Raw genomic sequence first — 23,752 nt, 5'->3', positions numbered from 1 at the left:
ATAACCCGCCTGCCACACTATCTCACGCAGTGAAACAACATGTGCAAACTCCACAAACTCTTTCATAGCAAATCCGACTTCCCAGCGCCAAGTAAAATCGCTTATGAATGAAGAGGTGAAAAAGCTTGCAAAAGGTGACATTGCTAAAGTTTGCTGGTGTCTCTTTGTTTGTTTTATTTGTTGCTCTGATAGCGTTAGGCTTGCTGTTTAGTAATAACGTTCTTTTATTTTCAGGCTTGATAATTTTTTCAGTAGCATCAGGGTTACTGGCTTACTATCTCATTCTGACTCAGCCCTGACGTTCAACGCTAACGGCGAGTGTGATTTTGACTTTTTGTTTGCTACTTTTTAGTTTTTGTACAAGGTCGCGTGGTAGGTCACTGGCTGCCTTATCCGCATGTATCGCCAATGTTCGACTGCAGATATAGTTGCTTTTTCGAATCACCATATCAGTTAGATGAGTTAGAGTAAGTTTGGGAGACCCAACTGCATTGATTTGTTCTCGCAATTTATCCACTTCAATTGTAATTGTTAGTTTAGCGTTCGGTTTTCTCAATAAGTTCTTGAACTGTTGACCCAAATCAGCTACTGCCTTGTCCGCTGAGACTGCAACAATGCAATCGCCAGTTTTTGATAATTCCTTGTCTTTTGTAAACATCAACGTTGCAGGGTGTTTTGCCAAAATGTTAGCGTGACCGTTGGCAATTACATTCTCTTTTGCTTGTTTAGCGCTCAACTACTCGCGAACCTCTATAGCGTCCACTTTGCCGTCGCCATCCAAATCAAACCCATGAATAACAACCGCAAAAGGGTCTTCACTGCGGTATTTATCAAGAGTTTTTTTCCAAAAATTAGTCAACGCTAATACGCAAGCTTTGGTTCCCACTGCTTTGTTCCCCGCCAAAACTACAATGCGCTTGGTCGGGTCCCACGGATTCACAATTTTTGCCACTAAACCTGAAACATCAGACGTGTAAATTTGCCCAGTCTTACTCGACGACAAACCGCCCAGCAAAAAGCCCTGCTCCGACGACTGCATAATGAACTTGATTGGCAAATGCTCGTTGATTTCCTGCGTCAGCAGGTTTGTTCCTGGCCCACCAACCAATATGAGGTTGTTTTTCTCTTCCTTCTCAGCCTTAACATCAACATCCAACTTCACAGCAAATTCACTGGGCATCTTAGCAAACTGCCCCAAGAAAAAAGCCAAATGCGCAACATAATGACCATCACGAGCACTGGTTTTAAAAGGCCCATGTGGCTGAGGACTGCCTACTACTATTTTTCCATCAAAATTGCCATCGACAATGAATTCTTTAAAAAAATCTTGCAGTTTATCGCTTAGAGTTGCAAGACAAAAATTTTGGATTGGCCTGTATCCATGCTGGAACTCAATGCCGAAGGCTGGCGAAACAGTTTTGTAATACTTTGCTGTGGCTCCTTTCTTTTTTTCTTCACGTTGCACCGTTATGGCTCCTGCTTTGGCTAGTTTTCTTATGTGATAGTAGACTTTCTGCTCATGGATATCCAATTGCTTAGCAATCTCTAAGGGGTACATCTCTTTCTTGGAGAGCAAGGTTAGGATTTTCCAACTCAGGCCTCCCAGCATCATCTTGAGTTTTTGGGAATCATTTACTATACTGATTTCTTTTACTTTCTGCGTTTCCCCGTCGTCTTGCAGGAGAAGTTTCTTGTCCATTGCTGCTCAAAAAAACAGTAGAGCATTACTACTATAAAAAATTTCTTTATAATGGTTGAAAAAATTCAAGACCCAAACCGAATTACGGTTTCAGCTTGCACGCTAAAAACGAAACAACCGCTAAAAAAAACCTGTTAGCGGTCAAACCTAAGTGTTAAAAATGCTTATTAGAAAACCGAAGCCTTCCATTGTCAACAATAACAACATTAAAGTTGAAGGCTACAAGAAAATGTGTGGAATCTTCGGTTGCGTATTAAAAGAAGGAAACGCTGCTCCCCTCATACACTCCTCCCTGAAGCGTCTTGAGTACCGTGGCTACGATTCAGTAGGCATAGCAACCATAAGCGATGGCAAAGTTCACCTCAAAAAAGATCAAGGAAAAATTGATGAAGTTCACAAAATTTTACACCTCGACGACCTTCCCGGCAGAATTGGCATCGGTCACACGAGATGGGCAACGCATGGTGCGCCCTTAAAAGTGAACTCTCACCCTCACACTGACTGCACAGGCGAGATTGTCGTTGTTCACAATGGTATTATCGAGAACTTTAACGAGCTTAAAACTGAACTGCAAAACCTCGGTCACACGTTCGTTTCAAAAACAGACACTGAAGTGATGCCGCATCTGATTGAGGAGACGCTTAAACAGAACCCGAATCTTTCCTTTGTCAATGCTGTCTTAGAAAGCCTCAAGCGGGTTGAAGGTTCCTACGCATTCGCTATAATTTCCACGCGTGAACCAGACAAGATAATTTGTGCTCGCAACGAAAGCCCGCTTGTTTTAGGAATCAACCACCGCGGCGTTTTCTGCGCTTCAGACATCCCCGCATTCCTTGCCGTAACCAACAAGGCTGTAATGATAAACAACGGTGAACTTGTAATTCTCACCGCAGAAGACTATGAAATCAAACAAATCTCCGATTCTAAACCAATCATACGAGAACCTCAAACTATTGAGTGGACTGACGAGATGGCAGTCAAACAGGGCTACCCGCACTTCATGATTAAAGAGATTCATGAGCAACCCCAAACTCTCCGCAACACTCTGCGCATCCAAGACAATTACTTGGATTTGCTGGCGACTTTTCTTGACCGCGCCAACGAAGTGTTCTTAGTTGCCTGCGGAACAAGTTACCACGCCTGCCTAGCGGCTTCTTACATGTTCTCCAAACTTGCGTTTTTGCCTACGTACCCCGTTTATGCCTCAGAATTCATTGAGCAGCACGGCAAATCAGTAAACATCGACAGCACCATCCTAGCCGTAAGTCAATCTGGAGAAACAGCAGACACGCTGGCAGCGGTCACCTGTGCTCAGCAACGGGCAGCGACAATTTTGGGCTTAACCAACGTCATCGGCTCATCTCTCACACGCGTTTCAAGAGTGTACATCGGCACTCAGTCGGGTCCAGAAATCGGTGTTGCGGCAACCAAAACTTTCACTTCACAGCTTTCAGTTTTAGCTCAACTTGCTCTCAAATTATCCAAGAAGCGCGGAAAAATTTCTCAGGACGAAATTGATACTCTTGAAGAGAAGCTTCTTGATTTGCCTGATACGGTTGATGTCGTTGTAAAGACACAGGAAGAAAACATCAAGTGGATAGCCAAAAAATACAAGGACTCAAAAATATTCTTCTTCTTAGGCAGAGGCATCAGCACTGCAACCGCTTTCGAAGGCAGACTAAAACTAATGGAAATCGCCTACATCCCCTCCATCGCGTTCCCCGCTGGCGAGAGCAAACATGGGCCAATAAGTCTTGTAGAAAACGGTTTCCCAGTAATCTTTGTTTGCCCCAAAGACGATTCACACAAAACAGTAATCGGCAACATCATGGAAATGAAAGCCAGAGGCGCCCAAATAATAGCCATCATCGAAGAAGGCGACCAGCAAATCAAAGCACTCGCCGACGACGTTATCGAAGTGCCGAAAGGTATTCCAAGTGTGCTGTCGCCGATTCCGTTTGCTGTCCCGTTGCAACTCTTGGCGTATTATATGGCTCTTGAAAAGGGCTTTGACCCTGACATGCCCAGAAACTTGGCGAAATCCGTCACTGTAAAGTAGCTTTTCTCCAACTTGGTAACGTTTAAAGTGCAACCTTGCAATATTGTTACTGGTGCCTTGTTTGGAGAAGACAGAATGGGAAAAACTCATTGACAACTTAGTCAGACAGGGCATTCTTTACTCGCCCAACATCATCAAAGCAATGTGCAGTGTGCCCCGTTTCAGGTTCTTACCCATAGACGCTCAATCTTACCATGCAAGGGATACGCCTCTTCCAATCGGTTCTGGTCAAACCATCTCGGCGCCACACATGGTTTCCATCATGAATGAAGCCCTAAAACTACAAGTCGGTCATAAAGTTCTCGAAGTCGGCGCTGGCTCAGGCTGGCATTCAGCAACCATAGCCGAAATCATAGCTCCAAAAGATGCACCTAGAAACGAGTGGGGCACATTTACACTGTGGAAATAATCGAGCCATTGGCAGAATCCGCAAGAAAAAACATCATGGACGCTGGCTACGGCGACCGAGTAACAATCATCAACGCGGATGGGTCAAAGGGGTACCCTGAAAAAGCACCCTACGACCGCATCGTAGTCACGGCGGCGGCGCCTGCTGTTCCTCAGCCACTGATTGACCAGCTAAAAGTAGGCGGAGTCATGGTGATTCCAGTCGGCGACCTCGCGTTATTGCAGGTACTTATACGTATAACGAAACAAGAAAACGGAAACCTCAAGCAAGAGCGCCTTGGAGACGTGGCTTTTGTTCCCTTAACAGGAGAGTACGGTGTTCACTACTAGCCGAACCATTTCTCCAGTGAAACTTTGCCTTTCTGCTTTTTGCTGCCTGCAGTCATTTTGTCTAAAGATTTTTTCACGCGCTCTTCAGAGAACTCCTTTTGCCTACATAGAAAATCAATAATGCCGTCCGCGTCTGGGTCTTTCCACTCCAGCTTGTAGTTGTCAGTGACTTGAGGGTACAGAAAGATTTCTCTGATGCACTTTGGCTCAACTGGAAAAGTCGCGTTTTTTATGTGCGGCAACGCGTTTTCTAAAGTGCCGTGTTCCTTGATTAGTTTTAGGGCGGTTTTTGGTCCCAGCCCCTTTATGCCATCAGGGTTAAAATCTGTGCCGATAAGAATTCCTACATCAATTAGTTGCTCATAAGTTAAGCCGCATTCGCTGAGCGCTTTTTGCAGTTCAACCACTTCGGGAACAACGTCAATGTAGATATTTTTGCTTGGAAGCTTACGCCTGCCTGAGATGGTTACATTACGCAACAGTTTCGGTGCCCCAAAAAGCAAGCTGTCGTAGTCTTGGCTGGCACAATAATCAGCGTCACCGCGCTTAGTCATGTGTGCGGCTTGGGCTTCGCCTTCGCTTGGTGCCTGAATCCACGGCAAACCCAACAGTTCCAAAAGCTTTCGGCTGTCATCTTGCATGTAATCTTTCATGCTTGTTGCCGCCTGAGCAAACATCCGCATCTTTACCGTGTCACCGCTTGCCGCCGCCTTCTCGTAACTGGCAATAGCTTCCACCTTAACTTGTTTGCGTCGCTCAATTTCTGCCGCTTTCAACGTTGGTGGAACGCCATCAAAAACATACACTGGTTTGATTCCCATTTCGACTAGGTTGCTGGTGCGGTAAAATAAGCCGCTGAGGTGGCTGGTGATTTTGCCTGTGCTGTCTTTGAGCGGTGTCCCATCTGGTTGGCGAATTATGGAGAGGAACTGATAGACGGCGTTGTATGCGTCTATGGCTATGATTTTGCCGCTGAGGTCTTCGAGTTTAACTTGTGTTTTTGGTATGAGGTCTTTGAAGTTTACGCCCAAAACGGCACCACAGGTAATGTAGGCAAGAAACCCGCTTAATAAATTTGCCACTAACAAAAATATAGTGATTATTTTTTATTGAGGTCTTTTTCTAGTGCTTCCACTCTAGCGGCGACTTTTTTTGCTTCCCACTCTACAGCTTTGTCTTTGATTTCCTGCTTGCGCTTTTCGTTTGATTGCAAAATCAGCCGCAAAAACTCCGAGTCATAAGCCTGTAGCAGTAACTCGGTGTTAGGAATCAAACAGTGACCCCCAATCACGCCTGGAAACATCACTGGCCTGTCGAACCGCACGCGGTGAGTGTCTTCTAGAAAATCAACGGCTTCGTTAAAGTCAACACCAAGGGCCCGTGAAATGCGGTGCATCTCCTGAAAACACGCAATCATCCACGCCCGATAAGTAGTCTCAAAAAGCTTAGCCAACTCCGTTTCAGCGCAACTTTTGAGAACCTTAACTTTCAAACCTAACCGCTCAAAATGCCGCTTTGCCGCCTCAGCAGAAGCCGCGTCTGCGCCACCGACATACTTGCTCCAACGTTTCATTTCCCAAACCATGTGCTCTGCGCTCTTGTGAACTCCGCGTGCTGGCGAATGCGCAACAAGACACTTGCATCTTTTAGCTATTTTCATCGTTGTTCCAGGGGGCACAGTGCTGTTGATAATGGTGAGTTTTGGCTTAAACTGCTCAATGTAACCGACAACGGTTTTAACAAATTTGTCTTGTGCAGGGCATGGGAGACAAACGTGCAAAGTGTCCACGCTATTTGGGATTTTTTCCCTGTTCTGCTTGAGTTGCTGCATTTTTGCTTTGTCAAGGTCCAAACCATAGACAGTAAAACTCTCTTTTACCTCGTTAAATAAGGTGAAAAGGGTTTGACCAATCTCTCCTAGACCTACAATCAAGACTGTTTCCAGAGCCAAATGTTTGCCTCCGTTCAATGCAGAGTCAAGTTAATGTTAAACTATTTAAATCTGGAGCCCGAAAAGACAAGCTATGCAGAACCCCAAGAAAGGCACAGGCATAGTCACAGGCGCAAACGTGGAGATAGGCGCAAACGTTTCCATATGGAACTATGTTGTTATAGGCGATAACACTAAAATCGGCGACGGTACTCTCATCGGCAGTTTCTGCGACATCGGCAAAGATGTTGTTTTAGGCAAAAACTGCAACATACAAGCGCACGTAACAATCTCAAACGGCTGCAAACTCGGCAACGGCGTATTCATTGCTCCAAACAGTAGCCTACTAAACGACAAGTACCCAAAAAGCACCTACATGACCCCTCCAATTATCAAAGACAACGCCGCAATCGGAGGCGGAGTCACCATACTGCCCAACGTAACCGTAGGAGAAAACGCTGTTGTCGGCGGCGGAAGCGTAGTAACAAAAGATGTGCCGCCTAGAACAGTTGTCACAGGTTGCCCAGCAAAAAAAGTTATGACAATAGAGCAGTATGAAGCTAAACGAGCAGACTTTATAGCGAAAAAACAGGTGAAGCAATGAAAATTTGGTATGATGCTTGCACGGGTAAGCAAGTCCGTTACGCCGTTGCAATTGCAGAGCGCCTCAGGAAAGCAGGACACGAATTTATCTTTACTACCCGAGAACATCCTGACACAATACCGTTAGCGCATGCTTTGGGAGAAAAACCAATTGTTGTAGGGAAATATAATCCTTCAACGCTTTCTTCAAGGCTCCAAGAGAGCGCTCAGCGAGTACTAGAATTCTCTAAACTCTTTGAGAATGACAAGCCCGATGTTGCCATAGCTCATCAATCAGTTGAGCTTTGCCGAACCGCTTTTGGCTTGGGGATTCCGATAGTTTTGACTGCTGACACCCCGTATGCTTTAGCTGTAAACAGGCTGACAATACCTTTTGCACACACGGTTGTGGTTTCCGAGGCATTACCGAAAAGTTTTACAAAAGAGTACTGCGCCAGAAAAGTAGTAACCTTCAAGGGTGTTGACGAAGTCGCTTGGATAAAGGGCTTCAAGCCAACAAGAATGAGCGGCTTAAAGAAGCCTTTGATAGTTATCAGGCAGATAGAAGCTAAAGCGGCTTATGCCCAAGGAAAACCCGACTTAGCAAAATCTCTCTCTGAACAGCTTGCAGCAATAGGGAATGTGCATCTTATCCAAAGATACAATGGGAATGGGCAAGCATTTGGGGTAAAAGAAGGCTTTGAAGATTCAGCCAATTTAGTGGCGAACGCTGACCTTGTTGTAAGTTATGGGGGAACGATTGCTCGGGAAGCTGCCCTTCAAGGCGTCCCCAGCATTGCAATCTCGGACATGGCTAAAACCTACGTCAATCAGTATGTTGCCAAGAAAGGGTTCCCCTTGTTTATAACAACACCAAAAAGGGTATTCCGCCTTGCGAAAGAATTCTTGGGAAAACGATTTGATGTTAAAGAAAAAATTGGTGCCTTAGAAAATCCTGTTGATGTTATAGAGAAAATCATAAGTCAGATAAAACCCTAAGCGTTCAAGTCTCCTATCTTATTTTATCCATTGTCTGCTTTTTCGTCCTCTGTCTTTAGGAGGCACTTTTCGTTTGCTCAGGTTGGTCTTTGTTTTTGGGGGTTGCTTTTGAGTCTTGCTGGTCTCTTTCGTCTAAGTGTTTTTCAACCACTTTTTCCCAGTTAACCTTGAACATAATAAACAGAATTATGACCAACAAAACTAAGGCAACAACAATGCCAATCAAGATGGAAGCGCCTTCGCCTTCAGCTCCAAATAAATCTCTAATAAAATTAATTGATAATCGACCGCTATACGCGATTATGAGGTTTGAGAGAAACTTTCCTGCCAATGCGGGGACAAACGAGCGGATTATGCTATAGCGCATTACGCCTAAAGGAATAAAAAGTAAATCGTCTGGTAGCGGAGTTAGTGCAAAAACAAAAATCACAATGGAACCGTACCGTTTAAAAAGCCTAGTAAGTGTATCCATTTTTTTCCTATACCTGTCTCCAATAAACCTGCGTCCTCCATACCCAAGCAAGTACCCAGAAAATTCACCAACCACTGAGCCAAGACCAGCAGCTACCGCTATCAAGAAGGGATTAAAGATGTCAAGTCCGCCAAGAGTGAAAATTACCACAGAGGATGGAATGGGGAAAATTATAGAGGTAGAGCCAAGTAAACTGATGAGAAAAATCCCGAGGTATCCGTATTGAATTGCAAAGTTCCGCATTGCATCAGCGAGTTCTTGGAGGTCCAAAGGAAATTTCCCTGAAGGGACGTAGGTGAATTCTGCTTAAGAATTTATGGTTAAAATTTACGTGACTTTTTGACTAAGCGAAAGAGACAGCGATTTTGTCTCCAACTTTCACATGGAACTTTTCTGCTGCGCTTGCTTGGTTTAGGGCAATTTCCATAAAGCCATGACTTCCTATTAGTGCAATGGGTTCTCCTAGTTTTGCTTTTGCATAGGTTTTGGCAACCTTGATTTCAATGCGGGTAGCTGGCGTTTGCACGATAGCTTTTTCTGCTGTCGGTACCAGTTTTTGGTTGATGTTTGTTATTATGTTGCCGAAGCTATCAATATGCAAGACTTCTCCCAAAAAAGAGCCATTGCTTTGTTTAACTCTTACAAATTCAGGTTTAACTACATCGGTTACTTTTGGACCAAAATCTGAAGGGTCAACGCCCTTGTCTAAGTGCGCTGCGGCAGGCGCGAAAATGTCTCTGCCGTGAAAAGTGCTCGAACCCTCAGACCGCATATACTTTGGATTTGCCAGTTCGTAAATGTGTTCTATGCCTTGTGGTTTTGCAGCTAAAACTAAAACACCGTTGTCAGGACCAACGAAATAGCCCTGTTTAGTCTGGATTACTATAGCGCGCCTTTCAGTGCCCACACTAGGGTCAATTACCGCCAAATGAATGGTGCCTTTTGGAAAATAGGGTGCAACCGAAGCTAACACGAAGGCGCCCATGCGAACGTTGAATTTTTGGATTTCGTGAGTTACATCAATCAATGTTGCGTTTGGGTTTATGCCCAAGATGACGCCTTTCATTTCTGCAACGTAAGGGTCTTTGAGTCCAAAGTCACTGGTTAGCGTAATCATTAAAGGTTAACCGCCGTGGACTACTGGGACGAAAACGATTTCGTCGCCATCGTTTAGTTTAGTTTCTAAACCGTTCAGAACACTGATTTCCCTACCGTTAACCAGAATCAACGCGTTTGCTTTTGGCTCGGGTTGTTGACTGATTATGTTGGGTTTGAGTTCTGGAGCTTCCTTGGAAATTGTTGCGATTAAATCCATTAGTGTCATGGCTTGTTGGTGACTGATGCATAGTTGGTTTTTGCCTGTTATGTGCCGTAATGCGCCAACTATCTTAACTGTGACAGTCATACTTATTCACACATACCATAACCTTTACAAAACGATGATTAAAGATATATCGTTAACATTTGTGCCTGTTTGCCCTGTAAAAACAAGGTCTCCCAGCTTAGAGAAGAAATTGTAGGAATCATTGTTTGCCAAAAAAAGCTCAGGTTCCAAACCAGTCTTCACCGCTCTCGCGCACGTATATTGGTCAACGATTGCTCCTGCAGCATCGGTTGGGCCATCAATTCCATCAGTGCAAACGGACGTAACTACAACAGCAGAAGCGGCAACGTTCTTGAGTTTTAAAGCGGCAGATAACGCAAGTTCTTGGTTTCGTCCACCTAAACCGTCTCCAGTAACAGTAACGGTGGTTTCTCCGCCAGCCACGAGGGCAACGGGTTTTGAGGCAGGGTTTTGCGAGATGAGGATTTCGTTGGCGACAGAAGCTAATGCGGTTCCGATGCATTTGGCTTCGCCTTCCAAAGTTGCAGTCAGTAAAATCGTGTTTAGTCCCTCAGACCTGAGGTGTTTGCAAAGGGCAAGACTAGCAGTTCGATTGTTTCCAACAACCACATTGCAGACCTTATCGAAAGCTTTGTCGCCTATCTTTGGTGTTTCCGCGATTGCTCCCTGCGCGCCGTCACTTAGAACTTTTCTAATAGACTGAGGTAAATTGGTGTATAGACCGTATTTTTCTAAAACTTTTCTGGCGTCCGCAAAAGTAGTTGAGTCAGGAACCGTGGGACCTGAAGCAATGACATCTAACGAATCTCCCACGACATCCGAGAGTATGAGATTTAACACTGTGGCGGGATACGCTTTTTCGGCAAGCCACCCGCCCTTAAAGCCAGAAACGTGCTTTCTGACAGTGTTGATCTCTCTTATTGTGGCACCGCTTTTCAGCAAAGCAACCGTAAGTTCCCTTTTATCCTCAATAGAAATTCCTTCTCTTGGATAAGACATGAGACTTGAACCGCCGCCAGAAACAAGGCAAATAATTAAATCATCAGCTTCAGCACTTTCAGCTATATCTAAAATTTTGCCTGTTCCATCTACACTGGCTTGGTCTGGCAGGGGGTGGCTTGCCTTATGCATTTTTATAATCTTTGATTTAGTTGTGGAACCGTAAGGAACGTTTACGATACCCGCAGTTATGCGTTTGCCCAAGATTTCTTCGAGGGCTTCAGCCATCGGACCTGCGGCTTTTCCTCCGCCCACAACGTAAACCCTTCTATAATTAGCTAAATCAAATGTGTATTCTTGAACGTGAAGAGTCTGGTCTTTTAGTGAGAGTTTGGAAGTGATGATGTTTTTTGGGTTCACAGAGTTTATTGCGAACTCTAGGCTTTCAAGGGCTAAGGCTCTGGCTTTTCTTGTAAGTTCAGTTTCGCCATTTCCAACGAGTTGGTTTTTATTTTTTATGCTAATCATTGAAAATCTATTGAGCCTTTGAGTTAGACGGCGTTAAGATATCGTTTATAACTATTAAATGGTTTGCTGAAGAATGAAAAGGAGCTTTGTTATTGTTCAAAATGTTCTTGTGTGAGAGTCTCAACGATGTCAGTGGCTACCTGCACAAGCGAATCAGCTTGTTTCATCATGGCGTCACCGTTGACCTCCTCTAGCTGCGAAATCTGCTGCACCATGCTCTCGACATCCATTAGAAAACGCAAAACAGAATCGTTAGTTGCTGGGTTTTTTGCGACTTCTTCACGGATGAGTATTTCGATGAAGGCTGGTTCCCCAAGGCTATAGTATATGGCGTTTCTTGCTTTTCTGATAGCTTCTAAAACTAAGCTTGGTGCCATGTAGGGAATTTTTTTTGCTGCCTCCAACTCGGCTTTTGCCTCACGGAGGTATCTTAGTGCCCATCCTTTTCTGTACTCATCCATCATACATGGTCTCTTTCCAAAGGAGGATTCTATTCTTCTTCTGCTTCTTCGATTTCAGACTCGACTGCTGAGCTATCTTGAGCTAAGGCGACCGTGCGTGTAATGTAACCCGCAACTTGGTTTCTTACACGTGTAGTTGTTCCCTTTGTTAATTGGTCAACTAACCGTTTGTTCTCATCAAAGTTAGTGGTAAACTTGTTAGGGAAACGCGTCATTAACTCTTTGCCGAGATGCTTTATCTGTTCAGTCTTTACTTTTCCCAGACTATGATTCCTCCGAAATTAATGTGTTGTTAGTTCTCCTGTCTTTAATAGGGTAGGAGCAACTCTCAATAGATGACAGGCGTAATTTAAGCTTACGCATAACAAAATAAAATAACTAAGCGTCAAGTTGAGACTAAACTGAAAATTATGAGACTTAGCTGATGTTGATGCCAAAGAATGACTCGAAATTTCGAACCACGTGTTCGGCTACTTCTTGAACCTGCATTTTTTTGATGCCCGCAACCGCTTCAACCACATTTTGGATGAACGACGGCTTAGTTAATTGCCCATTGTAGGGGTTTTTCCAGTATTTCACTGGACCATCAGTTTCTGTTAACAGATTTGTCATCGGTGTTTTTTCTACGACTTCACGTATTCCAGGCGAATAAGTGACTGGCGGACCTTCGGTTATAAAATAGCCGTTATCGATTGCTTTGATTAATGCGCTCATTGGGTAACTAAACCAGTGCAACAACACACGCTTAACGCGGTATGAGGGCAACATTTCGACTATTTTGTCGGTGGTTCCTCTAGAATGTATGATGACTGGCAAGTTCAGTTGCTCGGCAAGGTGGAGCATTTTATCGAAAACCATCATTTGCTTTTCCCATATAGTCTCGTACTTGCCATCCAAGCCGATTTCACCAATGGCTTTGACGGAGCTTTTTTGTTTTTGTATAAAAACGATGGTTTCTTCCAATTCGTTTTCTTTTAGGACGTTTACATTCCAAGGGTGAATACCAAGTGCTGGATAAACAAGACCGGGGAATTTCTGAGCTAACTCGATGTCATTTTTGCAGGTTGCTAAATCCATCGAGTTTGATACTAAAGCAACTACACCTGCTTTTTTTGCATCCGCTATTAACTCCTCAATGTGACCCTTGTATTCGGTGTCGGAGAGGTGAATATGTGCATCTATCAGTTTCATTTTTCGTCAGCGCTATATTTCACTTGTTTGAGTGTTTTATAATTTTTCTTCTGTTTTGTTTTGGTTCTAAGGTTAACGGTTATTTAAACTAAAAAAGGATAACAAAGGTTAAATACAGCTTTAAAAGAAAAAAGAGGCATCGGAGAAGTCGATATGACGGAATTAGAAATAGCTGTAGCTCCCATGCATAGATTATGTAAAAAAGCAGGTGCTGACAGAGTAAGCGAAGCAGCGGCAAAGGAACTTGCAAAGGCACTTGAAGAAATCGGGGTAAAAATTGCAAAAGAAGCACTTGACTTTGCAATGCATGCTGGACGGAAAACCATTAAAGCTGAAGATATAGAGATTGCAGCTAAGAAAGTCATGGGAAAATAGTAACCTAATAAATTCAAGATCCTCCCTTTCTTCTTTTTTTTAGAATTTTAAACTCTTGCTAAAATCCCCATATTTGGAGCATATTAGAAACTCTATGCAGAAACCTATAGGGGGTAGGTCGCTATTGGCGAAAAAGCAGTCCATTAGCTGTTGGTTCTGCTTGTATTTTTTCGAACTAATGTTAAGGGTTCCTTGTTTTTCTTATGTTGCCAAGTTGGGTGAATGCCCACCTTGAGAAGCGGTATTTCCATATTAGGTGGTTTAGTGCTGTGCGCGCCATGATTTGGTTGTAGAAGCCCCCCTTAAACTGCTTTTGCAAATAATACCCTATCGAAAAATACCTGTCGTAGAAGGCTTTTTTGGTTTCCTCCAGCTTTGCAAGCGGCAACAGAGTGTTTTTGAAAACTTGGGTTTCCTCGCGGTACTGGTTCCAGTTCTCGTCAAGTTCTAAGCCTAACTTTTTAATGTAATAGTAGAGTTCTGTGCCTGGGTAGGGAACTGCCTCGCACATGTAAACGTAATCGGGTTTGGTTTTGTAGATGAAATCCATGGTTTGCTGAAGCATCTGTGGGGTTTCGCCTGGGTAACCAATGACGAGCGAGATGGCGACGCCTATGCCTGCTGCCTTGGTCCATTTAATTGCCTGCGCGTTCTGCTCGACGGTGGTGCCTTTTCTCATGAGGTTGAGCATTTCTTGGCTTCCTGATTCTACTCCGAAGTGGATAAGTTGGCAGTCTGTGCTTCTTAGTTTTGCTAAGAGTTCTTTGGAGACTCTGTCTACTCTTGTTCGGCAATCCCATGGGAGTCCGACTTTGCGTTTTTGCATTTCGTCGCAGATTGCCACTGCTCTTTTTACGTCGAAGGTGAAGGTGTCATCGTAGAAGGCGAACACGCCAGCGCCAAACTCGTCACGTAGCCACTCTAGTTCATCTACGACTTTGCTTGGGCTTCTTGCTCTAAAGCCGCGTCCGCACATTTTTGATGCTAAGCAGAAGGCGCACTGGTAGGGGCATCCTCGGCTGGTTATGATAGGCATGTAGGTTCTGCCCAAGATTTTGTAAATGCTAACGTCCAAGTGCTTGTGTGCTGGCTTCGGAAGCGAATCAATATCCTGGATGAATGGTCTGTCTGGTGTGCGGATAACTTGGTTATCTTTCTTGAATGTGATGCCTAAGACATTGTTTAGGTTTTTGAGGTTGCCTTCGGAAACTAGGCGCGCAAGCTCCAGCATGGTTTGCTCGCCCTCTCCGCGGACAACTATGTCTACGTTGCTACTGTCGGTGAAGGTTCGCTCATCCAAAACTGTGACGTGCGGTCCGCCAATCATGGTTACAGCGTTTGGGAGAACCGTTTTTGCTGCCTTCAAGGTTTCAAGGGCTGGCAAGTAGTTTACTGTGGCTGAGGTTGCGCCGACTATGTCGGGGTTTAAGCTTTTGAACTTGTCTTCGAGGTCTTTTTGGGTTGGTCTTGCGGTTTGAAAATCAACCACATCAACGCTGTAGCCGTTTTCCTCCAAGACAGCTGCTAAGTAGCCGATGCCAAGTGGCAGAAAGGGGGATTGCTGCGCCTCAGCTGGATAAGGTGGATTAACAAGTGCTACGCGAGCTTTCACGTTAAGGTTACCCCGACTTTGATAAGCAAAAACGGTTGTGCGCTCTATTATGTTTTTTGCAGATAAGCCAAAAATCACGCAGTTGCCGTGTGAACGCAAGGTTTTTTACGTCAGGTATCCAATAGCGCTTAAAGCATCGGGTATTAACTTGGGAAATGTGGTGACTTGTCAGCCGATTTAGCACTTATCAACGCAAACGTACGAACGATGAATCCGCGCCAGCCAGTGGCACAAGCAGTCGCCATAACCAACAACAAAATCTCCAAGGTTGGAACAAACCAAGAAATCAAATCCTTTATAGACAAAAACACAAGGGTAATTGACCTAAAAGGAAAAACGGTGCTTCCAGGCCTAATCGATACACACGTTCATGTGGTTGATTTTGGCAGGTGCCTTCTCTGGCTGGACTTAACCACCGCAAAATCCATCGGCGAGTTGCAAAGCTTGCTAAAAGAGAAAGCAAAGAAAACCCCTGCTGGCAAGTGGATTGTTGGTCGCGGTTGGAACCAAAACCGCTTCAAAGAAAAAAGAATGCCAAACACTGCTGACCTTGACGCTGCATCGCCAGATAATCCCGTGATTCTCTACCATGATTCAGCGATGATTTGCGCCGTAAACAGTCTAGCCCTCAAACTTGCAGGCGTAACAGAGAACACTGCTGTGCCCTCAGGCGGCGCCATTGACAGGAGCGGTGAAACTGGCAAGTTAACGGGCATTCTGCGCGACAGCGCCACCAATTTGGTTTGGCAAGCTGTACCTGAGCCGTCTTTGGATGAGCTTTTGGAGGGAGCCACTCTTGCCCTTCAAAAAATCGTTGAGGCAGGCATAACGAGCATTCACTGGATAGTTATTTCAGAGAGTGAGTTGCCGATAATTCAGAAACTGCACAGTCGGGGCTTGCTTCCAGTTAGAGTGAACGTGATAGTTCCAGAAGGGCTCATTAAGAAAGCGAACAATCTCAAACTAAGCAACAGTTCCCTGTTGCGTTTTGGTGGCGCAATAATATTTGTTGATGGTTATTTGGATTCGAAGACAGCCGCGCTAAGTGAGCCCTACAGTGACGAGCCAAGCAACAGTGGCAAACTGCTCTACACCAAAGAGGCGCTGGCAGCATCAGTTAAAGAGGTGATGGCGACGGGGGTTCAGCCAGTTATACATGCCATGGGCGACAAAGCCGTGGAGACAGCGTTAAATGCCATTGAACAAGCCAAAAAAAGCACAAAGGTGCGCTTTAGGATAGAGCAGGCGGCTGTTCTAAACCCGCAATTGATTTTGCGCCTAAAACAGCAGAATGTCGTTGTTACTGTTCAGCCAACAGTTATAGCTACGGAATTTTCTGTTTGGGCAGCAAATCAGCGTTTAGGTGAAAGAGCCAAGTTGTTGCATCCGCTCAAAACCCTGTTTGATGCAGGCGTGAAGGTTGCTGGCGGTTCCGACTGCCCCATGGAGCCGCTGAATCCGTTGCTTGGCATACAAGATGTGGTGCAAAGGAAGAGTTTTTCTGAACAGCGACTGAGCGTTGAGGAAGCCTTGAAAATGTACACGATTAATGCGGCTTACTGTTCAGGCGAGGAGAATGTTAAGGGTTCAATTGAAGAGGGCAAACTAGCTGATTTCACGGTTCTAGCCGCTGACCCGATGACGGTTGCCCCTAACGGAATAAAAGATATCCAAGTCAGCATGGTCATAGTCAACGGGAAAATTTTGAGCTAAACCCAACTTTTCTACGATAAATCAGCAGACTACCACCAACAATACCTGCTACCGCTAACAGTATTAGGATTGTTGCACTTGGAAAAGTATTCTGTTCTGCTTGCGGGTTCTGGGAACGACATAATGCGGCGTTTGCGTCTGAAATATCAACTGGTGCCATTAGCGGGTAGCGGTCAATGTTATTCTCGTTTATGTAGAAGGGTGTGTCGCCAACACCTGTTCCTCCCGCTTGGGTAGCGTTAGGGTATCTTGTGGTGTAGTCGCTCCAGTAGTTGCCTTCTACGCCATTGTCCCAAGCATTTGCAGAACCAGCAACATACTCGATAACTGGAGGCATGTAAGTTGTGCCGTTTGGGGCACGGTTGTACGTTTGATTAAAGAACCCGCCGATGCGTACCTGCAGTTGTTCTGTTGAGTTGGCTTTGTTGTTGCCGATGAAATTATTGTGGTGTATAATATTGTCGCATTGGGAACCTTCGAGTTTCATGCCCCAGCCTATATTGTCGGTTATGTTGTTTAGTATGATTGTGAATGAAATGCCATTATCAATCCAGATGCCGACGCCGTTCTGCGATATGATGTTTTGACTTATGACGGAAACATCAACTATGCTTTTGGGTTGGAAAGGCAGACCAGTACCGTTGAGAAAATTATCGATTGTTGGATGCTTAGTTTGAAAGAGTAAGCTTACGGTAATGCCGGTTTGAGCGTTGCCTACTATGCGGTTTTGGTTGATTGTGTTGTTATAGCAGTCATATTTGATAATTATCCCGTCTCCTGTATTGGCTGTTATTTCATTCTTAGAAATCGTATTGTTACTGGCGACTGACAAGTAAATGCCGTTTTCACTTGAACCAGATATTGTGTTTTCTGTGATGGTGTTACCGTTGGAGTTCAATAGCCTTATGCCATGAACATTGTTTGCTATTATGTTTCCTTGAATCGTTGAGCCACTTGTATTGAAAAGTGTTAACCCGTCTCCGCAACCGTCGAGGCTTAAGCCGTGGACTGTTATGTTTCTACAGTTCTTGAGTGCAACCCAACCCGCGTTGGAGGGGACTGTTTTGTCTTGCTGGTTAACCCAGTAGTAGAGGGGTTTGCCGTTTACAGTGTTAGAGGCGTCCGCGTCGTTGTAGTTGTAGTCGTCGCATATGCAGTAGTCGTTGTTTCTAAACTCGTTGCCTCTCAAAACCGCGTTTTTAGGGCTGTAAACAGCGTAAGTGTTGCCTACAAAAAGATTATCTGAAACAATGCTCTTTGGCAACGATTCTAGGAATGCTACCGCATACTGGTTGTCGCGGAAAGTATTGCCTTTGATGTTAACACTTCTTCCAGTTGGGCTATCATAGCTTATCCAAGTTAGTTTAATGCCATATGTGAACCCTTCTATTACAAGGTTCTTTATGGTCACGCCGTCTCTGCCTTGAACAAAAACACCGATTCCATTTCCATGTCCTTTGAGAGTGTACCCTGCTCCATCAAGCACAATTCTGTCACTCAAGATTATGATGCTTTCGTCAATGTTTCCAGTAAGTGTGTAGGTGTTGCCGCTGGCTTGAATCTTATCCGTTCCCGCCACCACACCATTGCCCTTAAGAGTGATGCCTGTAGGCGGTTTTTCTGGAAACATCATGTTCCCCGAAGCTAATGCGACCAAGGAAAACAGCAGTATGCAAACAACCGCCGCAAAAAGCAACGTTTTCCGAACTACACGAATAGCCATTACTTTTCCCATAATACAGCAGGTTTTTTTGACGATAAAAAGGGTTTTCGTCAAGATTCCTTGACTAAACTCCTTTGCAGGTTAGTCAAAGTTTCTTGAGTAAGAAAAAGTTCATTTTTCAAGAATCCGCCCTTTATATAGGGGGATAGGCTCTATGGCAGAGCAACAAGATTCAGCAAGTCCCAAGGGCGGCAATGTTATTTTGCGATTTTGAAGATTACATACCTGTCGTTTGAATAGATTAACTGCAAGAGCTTGCTGTGAATCATTTTAGTGTCAAGTTGGTTTCGGTCATAAACGATAAAGCCAATGTCATATTGCGCTATGTAGTCTCTAAAATCTCTCGATGCGACCGTGAACACAGTTGTTTTTAAGTCAAACAAACTCTCTAACCCCTCAGGCGACAACGACGGAAAACTATTCTTTGACATGGTCAAAACCTGATAAGAACAAGAAACTGTCTCATTAACGTCTAAACTATCAAATTCGTATTGGAACCGAACCGCATCAATCTGTCTATTAGGCAACGCACCGATGTTGCCCCACTCAGGCAAATCAACAAACCGAAAAGCAAACGCAATATCGCTGATGTCATCATAGAGCCCCAAATAACTACCCGCTACATCAGAACCAGCAAAGTTAGCAACCGCCCACTCTTCTCCATGCACTTCACGTAAATTCGAAGGCGCATCCCAAGGATTCACCCAATCTAAAACCTGAGGAATATGCGCCTTGCTGAACGTGAATTTGAGGTCAAAGAAAGTGCTCAGATAGAGTGCAGCGTTGGAGATTCCGCTTCGCAATGGCGTTAACGTCCAAGCCACTGTCACGGGGTAAGTGTTGTTCTCAACAAGCACCGTCTGCGTTAGGGTGAAGTTTTCGTTGGAATAAGTGAACTGTATCTTCTTTGGGAAACTCTGGTCATCAAAAACAACCTGCTTACTCAAAGAAGAGAGCCAAACCTTAAAGTCAACCCCATCTTGCGTGTAAATCAATTGGTTGCCAGCAGCAGAACAATAAGAAACCCTATACCAAATATGATCAAGCGAAACATAATCTTCATCCGAAATTGCACCCTTCGCCTCGTAAGCCTTCACTAAAGTCTGCGGATGCTCAATCTCATAAGACAAACTCAAAACTGATTCAGCAATCTCGTTCCGCTGCACCGTAAGATCAGTTTGAGCAATAACAGGCTTGCCTGAGTACTCTTGGAACCAAAAGCCAGGAACCTCCGTAACCACAACCGTGCGGTTTTCAGGATAATGGTCTCTTAGCCAGATGCCTGCATCGAACGCTTTAACATCAGAAGTCGAATAATAGACGCTGCCCTCCATGATTTTGCCATAAACCGTGCTTGACCGCAAAACAACCACTCCCGACATCAAAACAATCAAGCCAATCACACCTATTTTTATCCAGTTGCGACGCAAACTCGCCCTGCTTCTAACATACAATGCCGCCGCCTTATCGGCTATGAAAACAAGAAAAACCGCTGCCAAAACAACCGTCGGAGTAAGCACATAATAGATGAACCATTGAAACGGCAAGTACAAACCAAACAAGTAAGACCAAGCCAAAATCAAAGGAACAACAAAACTAACAAGCAAAATTACATAGAAAATAGGCTTCTTAGCCGCCCTCAAAACTTTAAAAGCAACAAACAAGCCGCCAAACGCAACAAGGAAAATAAACCCGAAATTAATCATGAAAGATTCAAGGCTGGTTGCTGGAATCTGGTAAGTATAAGTTTTCTGAGAAAAAAACACGTGCTCAATTATCATGTCAAGATAACCCATCATTGCCTGCAGATAATAGAGCGCAAACGCTATGCCTCCGCCAATCATCAAAACTAAAATAACCTTAAGAGAGGCCCCTTTGCCTTTTATGAGCATAAACAGCATAACTGGCGGCAAAACAAGTGCAGCCACAAATGTAGCAAGCTGATGGGATAAAACTATTGAAAAAGCTGCGAAGAAAGTCACAATCAAATACCCAAACTTTTCATGGGATAAGGGCAAATACAACAAGAGCAGGAACATGAACGCTATACCCAAAACACTCGTGTAGCCACCCCACAAGTTAACCTCAAACATAGGAAAACACATCAACAGCAAAACCGCTGCCAAAGCACCGACTTTCTTGTTGAAAAACTTGCTGCCGAGCAAATAAACTGACATGAACATTAGCCAATCAATAATTACCGCTAAAGCTTTCACCAGAAAGATTAACTGCCCAATGTCAGTGGCTCCTGTAAAATACATGAGTATCGCAAGCAGGATTGAGTAAAGCGGCGGAGTCCAACCTAAATTTACTAGCGGAATCTTTCCTGTCTGCAAGAAGATTTGTGCCTTCTCCAAGTGCACAGCAGGGTCATTGCCTAAAACTAAGCCATTCATCGAAATGAGGAAATAGAAAATAACGAAAATGAGCACTGAGAAAATAGTGATGAATGCAATCTCGGTTTTTTTCTCTCTTTCAACTGTATCCATCAAGGCGTTGACTCTCACCCGTCTTGACTTAGGTTCCCTTTAACTTTAAAGATGGCAACTTCGCTGTTAATAAACACAAGGCTAAACAAGGGGTCTTTGGAAAACTTTTCGTACATTTCAGGAGCCCTGCAAGCGATGTACGAGACGTTGTAGTTTTGCATTTCTGTTTGATAGTTAAAAACTTGTACAAACTCCTGTGCCGTTGGTTTTTGATTTTGTTCCAGATTGGAAATAATTATAGGCTGAAAGTAGTCACTTTTGGTTTTAGCATCTCTGTAGTACTGCAGGTTATCGGTAACTGAATATGCACTGGCTAAAATTGTTATTTCTGCTTTAGACATTCCATTGAGTGAATAAATTAGTTGCACGGAATCCACTACTTCGGAACCGCTCTGCTTAACTAAATCTGCACTGAACGGTTCCGTATTAAATATTAATTGCCCAAAGACTTTTACGCCTTCAGCTATCAGAGCAACGGTCTGCTTATCATTGTACAGCGTAGTTCCTTCGCATTCAACCGCTAAATCAACCCATTCCAACTTGGCATCGGGAACTGTGCTCTTTATTGTTGATGTCAAGTTAACGAAACGTAACCCCCTATAAACTGTGGTTAGTTGTGTATAGGTGAAGTAATCGTTACCCCTAGTAACAACGATTGTAGCATGTTGGCTGTCACTTTCAAAAGACATTTCTTTCACTTCAAGTTGAGCCAAGCTTACTAATTGGTTTCCGTTATACCTGATTTTCACATTGTTGCTGTCAAAATTAAAGAAAGAGAAAGGAAAATAGGTCCAATTAAGCGTGGCTAAAATCTCTGGGTTATGCCTTGCAATGTATCCGCCGTCTTCCCTGACTTGAACCAAGCCATTGTCAATTAAATAATCCGTATCAAGCAAAGTTCTTGCAAACAAGGTTTTGGCGTATTCCTCATTAATTGACAGGTATTGTGGGTCAACAGCACTGTACGTTCGCCGCTGGGCAAACCCGCTAAACCACCAACCATACAACGCATCAGAAACAAACACTGAATCCGCAGGCGTGTTGGCTTTTGCCCATTGGATAGCTTCCCACCCCTCTTTATTCATGGTCTGATAATAGCTTTGGATTGTTTGGCCAGCATTGTATATTGGTCCCATAAAAATTGGAATTGCAATGAATGAGAAGAGCAGAAAGAAAACGATGAACGCGCCGTAAACTTTCTTATGTGTTAGAGAAAACAAAAAGCGTGATAGTTTCTTGTCACTGTATATCGGCGTATGGGTGTCTCGGTATTTAACTATCGTGTGCGCAAAAAAGCCTGCCCCGTGCTCGATAAGCACGCCTATGAAAATAATTAGCGGCAAAATCAAGAAGTAAAGGAAACGGTTATAATCAATTGCGAACCCAACCACATAACCTTGCGTTAATATGAGGGGCAAAAAAAGCCATACCACTAAAAGAAAAGTTGGCAAGACAAAAAAACGCCCGAAATACTTTTTTGAAAAAATAAGAAATCCTGCAAGCGCACCGAAAAGCGGCAATACTAACTCGAGAGGAAGCATTCGGGTTGAAAGCGTTGCCATCCTGATGGCGTTTGTTGCAACATCATCGGCTAATGTAGAGTTGTTACTTAAGTATGCAGGAACAGCCTGTATTAAAAATGGAGAAAAGAGAATGGCTCCAATAATAATCGGTAACAGCCAGTAAAGACCAGTTTTCGGTGTTGTTCCTAACAGTTTTGGTTTAACCACTACAAAGAGCACTACTAAAACGGTTATGGCCACGTACATTGCAACGCTTAAAGAATGAGTTAGAAATATTGACCCAGCAAAAATAGAGGTTGCGGCTAAGAAAGGTGCTGTGGAAAAGCGGTCTTTGTTTAAGTACAGGTAGAACACTACTGGAATCAAGAGTAGCGTTATTACGTTTGGGTAGCCCGCCCACATAAGCATCTCGATGTCAAAACGTGAAATCGCCGCTAAAAATGCTACAATATAGGCCGCTGGCTCAGACCATACTCGTTTAGTTATCAAAAAAGCAGCCAAAACAATCAGCGCTGAAAACAAAGAGACAACCACTGCATGCGCTACATATTCAGGCAACCCAGTAAACAACATTACTGCTGAAGCGAAAATGTGGTATCCTGGAAAAGTAAGCGATGTCCCACCGCCAATGTGATAAAAGTTATAGAAGAAATCAGCGTTTCCTGACCCAGTTATTGAGTAAATAACGCTGTTATGGAGACCGATGTCCGCACCAGGTGGGAAAGTTTCCCAAAGCATCAAAACTGCACGGTAAACAAAGGCGAAAGCAAAAACTAACAGCACCAAATCATATTTTTTATTGACTGCAAGCATTTACTTCCCCCCTCGGTTTTGCATGTTTGCTTCGTGAGATTATTAGTCAAAGCTTAAATATTGAATTCGAGTATAAAAAGCCCAGAGTAATTAAAAAGGAAAAAAGGTGTTTAAATGTCGTGGCTTAAATCTATGATGGAAAAAGAGCCTCCAGAACCAGAGAATCCAATCGGCGTTGTCGTCATCGGCAATATTGAACCAGATATGCATGACACAGCAAAAGAAGCAGTCCGTCGGTCCTTAAAGCGTGCTGGCTTTAAAACCATTGATGTCGGCAAAAGCGTTGCACCCCAAGTTTTCGTTGACAAAGCAAAAGAAAACAATGCAAACCTAATTGCAATCTCAGTGAACACAGTTCCAGCAAAAAACAACCTTCCAAAACTAGATGAAGCGCTCAAAGCAGCCGGACTCAAAGGCAAAATCGGCATCATCATGGGCGGCGCAGCAGTTAAAAAAGAAGATGCAGACGCAATGGGTGCACTATTCGGCAAAAACAAAGAAGAAGCTCCTGAACTAGCAAAGAAGGCAATAGGCAAAAAATAAATCCATCAGATGAGGAAA

21 protein-coding genes and 1 pseudogene are annotated in these 23,752 nt (G+C 44.0%); 7 read left to right on the top strand and 15 right to left on the bottom strand.

Annotated features, from left to right (window positions below):
- Positions 1–289: 289 nt before the first annotated feature.
- Both NWE95_03150 and NWE95_03145 read right to left on the bottom strand, forming a co-directional pair.
- Positions 290–736 carry a DUF371 domain-containing protein gene (locus NWE95_03150; protein ID MCW4002893.1) on the bottom strand — a complete coding sequence of 149 codons (447 nt, stop codon included), beginning with the start codon at positions 734–736 and terminating at the stop codon, positions 290–292.
- Complete coding sequence (locus NWE95_03145; protein MCW4002892.1) at positions 737–1,699, bottom strand: helix-turn-helix domain-containing protein; 963 nt, start codon at positions 1,697–1,699, stop codon at positions 737–739.
- A gap of 160 nt (positions 1,700–1,859) precedes the next feature.
- Between NWE95_03145 and glmS the strand changes: the two genes are divergently transcribed.
- Together glmS and NWE95_03135 are read left to right on the top strand one after the other, a co-directional pair.
- A complete protein-coding gene (gene glmS / locus NWE95_03140; GenBank protein ID MCW4002891.1) occupies positions 1,860–3,758 on the top strand; it encodes a glutamine--fructose-6-phosphate transaminase (isomerizing) in 1,899 nt (632 codons plus the stop codon).
- A 61-nt stretch (positions 3,759–3,819) separates the two neighbouring features.
- Positions 3,820–4,496: pseudogene (locus tag NWE95_03135) on the top strand (protein-L-isoaspartate(D-aspartate) O-methyltransferase).
- On the opposite strand, the gene fen reads toward NWE95_03135, so the two are convergent.
- Entirely contained in the window at positions 4,493–5,527 is a 1,035-nt protein-coding gene (gene fen / locus NWE95_03130) for a flap endonuclease-1 (GenBank protein ID MCW4002890.1), read from the bottom strand. The pseudogene NWE95_03135 and the gene fen overlap by 4 nt on opposite strands.
- A gap of 68 nt (positions 5,528–5,595) precedes the next feature.
- On the bottom strand, positions 5,596–6,447 hold the full coding sequence (locus NWE95_03125) for a GDP-mannose dehydrogenase (protein ID MCW4002889.1): 852 nt from the start codon (positions 6,445–6,447) through the stop codon (positions 5,596–5,598).
- Between the two features lie 73 nt (positions 6,448–6,520).
- Here NWE95_03125 and NWE95_03120 point away from each other — a divergent pair, with 73 nt between their 5' ends.
- Positions 6,521–7,030, top strand: coding sequence for an N-acetyltransferase (locus NWE95_03120; protein ID MCW4002888.1), 510 nt, complete (start codon positions 6,521–6,523; stop codon positions 7,028–7,030).
- Entirely contained in the window at positions 7,027–8,007 is a 981-nt protein-coding gene (locus tag NWE95_03115; GenBank protein ID MCW4002887.1) for a DUF354 domain-containing protein, read from the top strand. The genes NWE95_03120 and NWE95_03115 overlap by 4 nt, the downstream gene beginning before the upstream one ends.
- A 55-nt stretch (positions 8,008–8,062) precedes the next feature.
- On the opposite strand, the gene NWE95_03110 is transcribed toward NWE95_03115, so the two are convergent.
- The 7 genes from NWE95_03110 to NWE95_03080 form a co-directional block, all read right to left on the bottom strand.
- Positions 8,063–8,749, bottom strand: coding sequence for a VTT domain-containing protein (locus NWE95_03110; GenBank protein ID MCW4002886.1), 687 nt, complete (start codon positions 8,747–8,749; stop codon positions 8,063–8,065).
- 73 nt (positions 8,750–8,822) lie between these two features.
- Entirely contained in the window at positions 8,823–9,596 is a 774-nt protein-coding gene (locus NWE95_03105) for an S-adenosyl-l-methionine hydroxide adenosyltransferase family protein (protein ID MCW4002885.1), read from the bottom strand.
- A gap of 6 nt (positions 9,597–9,602) precedes the next feature.
- Complete coding sequence (locus tag NWE95_03100) at positions 9,603–9,884, bottom strand: MoaD family protein (protein MCW4002884.1); 282 nt, start codon at positions 9,882–9,884, stop codon at positions 9,603–9,605.
- A 24-nt stretch (positions 9,885–9,908) separates the two neighbouring features.
- Positions 9,909–11,291 carry a glycerate kinase gene (locus NWE95_03095; GenBank protein MCW4002883.1) on the bottom strand — a complete coding sequence of 461 codons (1,383 nt, stop codon included), beginning with the start codon at positions 11,289–11,291 and terminating at the stop codon, positions 9,909–9,911.
- A gap of 89 nt (positions 11,292–11,380) precedes the next feature.
- Complete coding sequence (locus NWE95_03090) at positions 11,381–11,755, bottom strand: hypothetical protein (protein MCW4002882.1); 375 nt, start codon at positions 11,753–11,755, stop codon at positions 11,381–11,383.
- Between the two features lie 26 nt (positions 11,756–11,781).
- Positions 11,782–12,015 (bottom strand): 30S ribosomal protein S17e, encoded by a 234-nt coding sequence (locus NWE95_03085; GenBank protein MCW4002881.1) that lies wholly within the window; start codon positions 12,013–12,015, stop codon positions 11,782–11,784.
- Between the two features lie 154 nt (positions 12,016–12,169).
- Positions 12,170–12,943, bottom strand: a complete 774-nt coding sequence (locus NWE95_03080; protein MCW4002880.1) for a TatD family hydrolase — start codon at positions 12,941–12,943, stop codon at positions 12,170–12,172.
- A 138-nt stretch (positions 12,944–13,081) separates the two neighbouring features.
- Between NWE95_03080 and NWE95_03075 the strand changes: the two genes are divergently transcribed.
- The gene (locus NWE95_03075; GenBank protein ID MCW4002879.1) at positions 13,082–13,318 is read left to right on the top strand and encodes an NFYB/HAP3 family transcription factor subunit; all 237 of its coding nucleotides are present in this window, start codon (positions 13,082–13,084) and stop codon (positions 13,316–13,318) included.
- A gap of 181 nt (positions 13,319–13,499) precedes the next feature.
- Here NWE95_03075 and NWE95_03070 read toward each other — a convergent pair whose 3' ends face one another.
- The gene (locus tag NWE95_03070) at positions 13,500–14,930 is read right to left on the bottom strand and encodes a B12-binding domain-containing radical SAM protein (GenBank protein ID MCW4002878.1); all 1,431 of its coding nucleotides are present in this window, start codon (positions 14,928–14,930) and stop codon (positions 13,500–13,502) included.
- A 165-nt stretch (positions 14,931–15,095) separates the two neighbouring features.
- On the opposite strand from NWE95_03070, the gene NWE95_03065 reads away from it, so the two are divergent.
- Entirely contained in the window at positions 15,096–16,643 is a 1,548-nt protein-coding gene (locus NWE95_03065; protein MCW4002877.1) for an amidohydrolase, read from the top strand.
- On the opposite strand, the gene NWE95_03060 is transcribed toward NWE95_03065, so the two are convergent.
- From NWE95_03060 to NWE95_03050, 3 genes are all read right to left on the bottom strand, one after another.
- A complete protein-coding gene (locus NWE95_03060) occupies positions 16,621–18,366 on the bottom strand; it encodes a right-handed parallel beta-helix repeat-containing protein (protein ID MCW4002876.1) in 1,746 nt (581 codons plus the stop codon). The genes NWE95_03065 and NWE95_03060 overlap by 23 nt on opposite strands.
- A 197-nt stretch (positions 18,367–18,563) precedes the next feature.
- Positions 18,564–20,855 carry a hypothetical protein gene (locus NWE95_03055; protein ID MCW4002875.1) on the bottom strand — a complete coding sequence of 764 codons (2,292 nt, stop codon included), beginning with the start codon at positions 20,853–20,855 and terminating at the stop codon, positions 18,564–18,566.
- A 14-nt stretch (positions 20,856–20,869) separates the two neighbouring features.
- Positions 20,870–23,191, bottom strand: coding sequence for a hypothetical protein (locus NWE95_03050; GenBank protein ID MCW4002874.1), 2,322 nt, complete (start codon positions 23,189–23,191; stop codon positions 20,870–20,872).
- Positions 23,192–23,305: 114 nt separating this feature from the next.
- On the opposite strand from NWE95_03050, the gene NWE95_03045 reads away from it, so the two are divergent.
- Positions 23,306–23,734, top strand: coding sequence for a cobalamin-dependent protein (locus NWE95_03045; GenBank protein ID MCW4002873.1), 429 nt, complete (start codon positions 23,306–23,308; stop codon positions 23,732–23,734).
- Positions 23,735–23,752: the final 18 nt, after the last annotated feature.

The organism is Candidatus Bathyarchaeota archaeon (assembly GCA_026014725.1).
GTDB lineage: Archaea > Thermoproteota > Bathyarchaeia > Bathyarchaeales > Bathycorpusculaceae > Bathycorpusculum.
Note: the sequence above shows the minus strand (reverse complement) of the source record. Positions and strands in the feature narration are given on the sequence as shown.

Bases quoted from the DNA above. Each gene is read 5' to 3' on its own strand.
- NWE95_03055 (MCW4002875.1), bottom strand. From the start codon at position 20,855: ATGGATACAGTTGAAAGAGAGAAAAAAACCGAGATTGCATTCATCACT.
- NWE95_03145 (MCW4002892.1), bottom strand. From the start codon at position 1,699: ATGGACAAGAAACTTCTCCTGCAAGACGACGGGGAAACGCAGAAAGTA.
- NWE95_03060 (MCW4002876.1), bottom strand. From the start codon at position 18,366: ATGGCTATTCGTGTAGTTCGGAAAACGTTGCTTTTTGCGGCGGTTGTT.
- NWE95_03050 (MCW4002874.1), bottom strand. From the start codon at position 23,191: ATGCTTGCAGTCAATAAAAAATATGATTTGGTGCTGTTAGTTTTTGCT.
- NWE95_03090 (MCW4002882.1), bottom strand. From the start codon at position 11,755: ATGATGGATGAGTACAGAAAAGGATGGGCACTAAGATACCTCCGTGAG.
- glmS (MCW4002891.1), top strand. From the start codon at position 1,860: ATGCTTATTAGAAAACCGAAGCCTTCCATTGTCAACAATAACAACATT.
- NWE95_03080 (MCW4002880.1), bottom strand. From the start codon at position 12,943: ATGAAACTGATAGATGCACATATTCACCTCTCCGACACCGAATACAAG.
- NWE95_03120 (MCW4002888.1), top strand. From the start codon at position 6,521: ATGCAGAACCCCAAGAAAGGCACAGGCATAGTCACAGGCGCAAACGTG.
- NWE95_03100 (MCW4002884.1), bottom strand. From the start codon at position 9,884: ATGACTGTCACAGTTAAGATAGTTGGCGCATTACGGCACATAACAGGC.
- NWE95_03045 (MCW4002873.1), top strand. From the start codon at position 23,306: ATGTCGTGGCTTAAATCTATGATGGAAAAAGAGCCTCCAGAACCAGAG.
- NWE95_03095 (MCW4002883.1), bottom strand. From the start codon at position 11,291: ATGATTAGCATAAAAAATAAAAACCAACTCGTTGGAAATGGCGAAACT.
- NWE95_03115 (MCW4002887.1), top strand. From the start codon at position 7,027: ATGAAAATTTGGTATGATGCTTGCACGGGTAAGCAAGTCCGTTACGCC.
- NWE95_03105 (MCW4002885.1), bottom strand. From the start codon at position 9,596: ATGATTACGCTAACCAGTGACTTTGGACTCAAAGACCCTTACGTTGCA.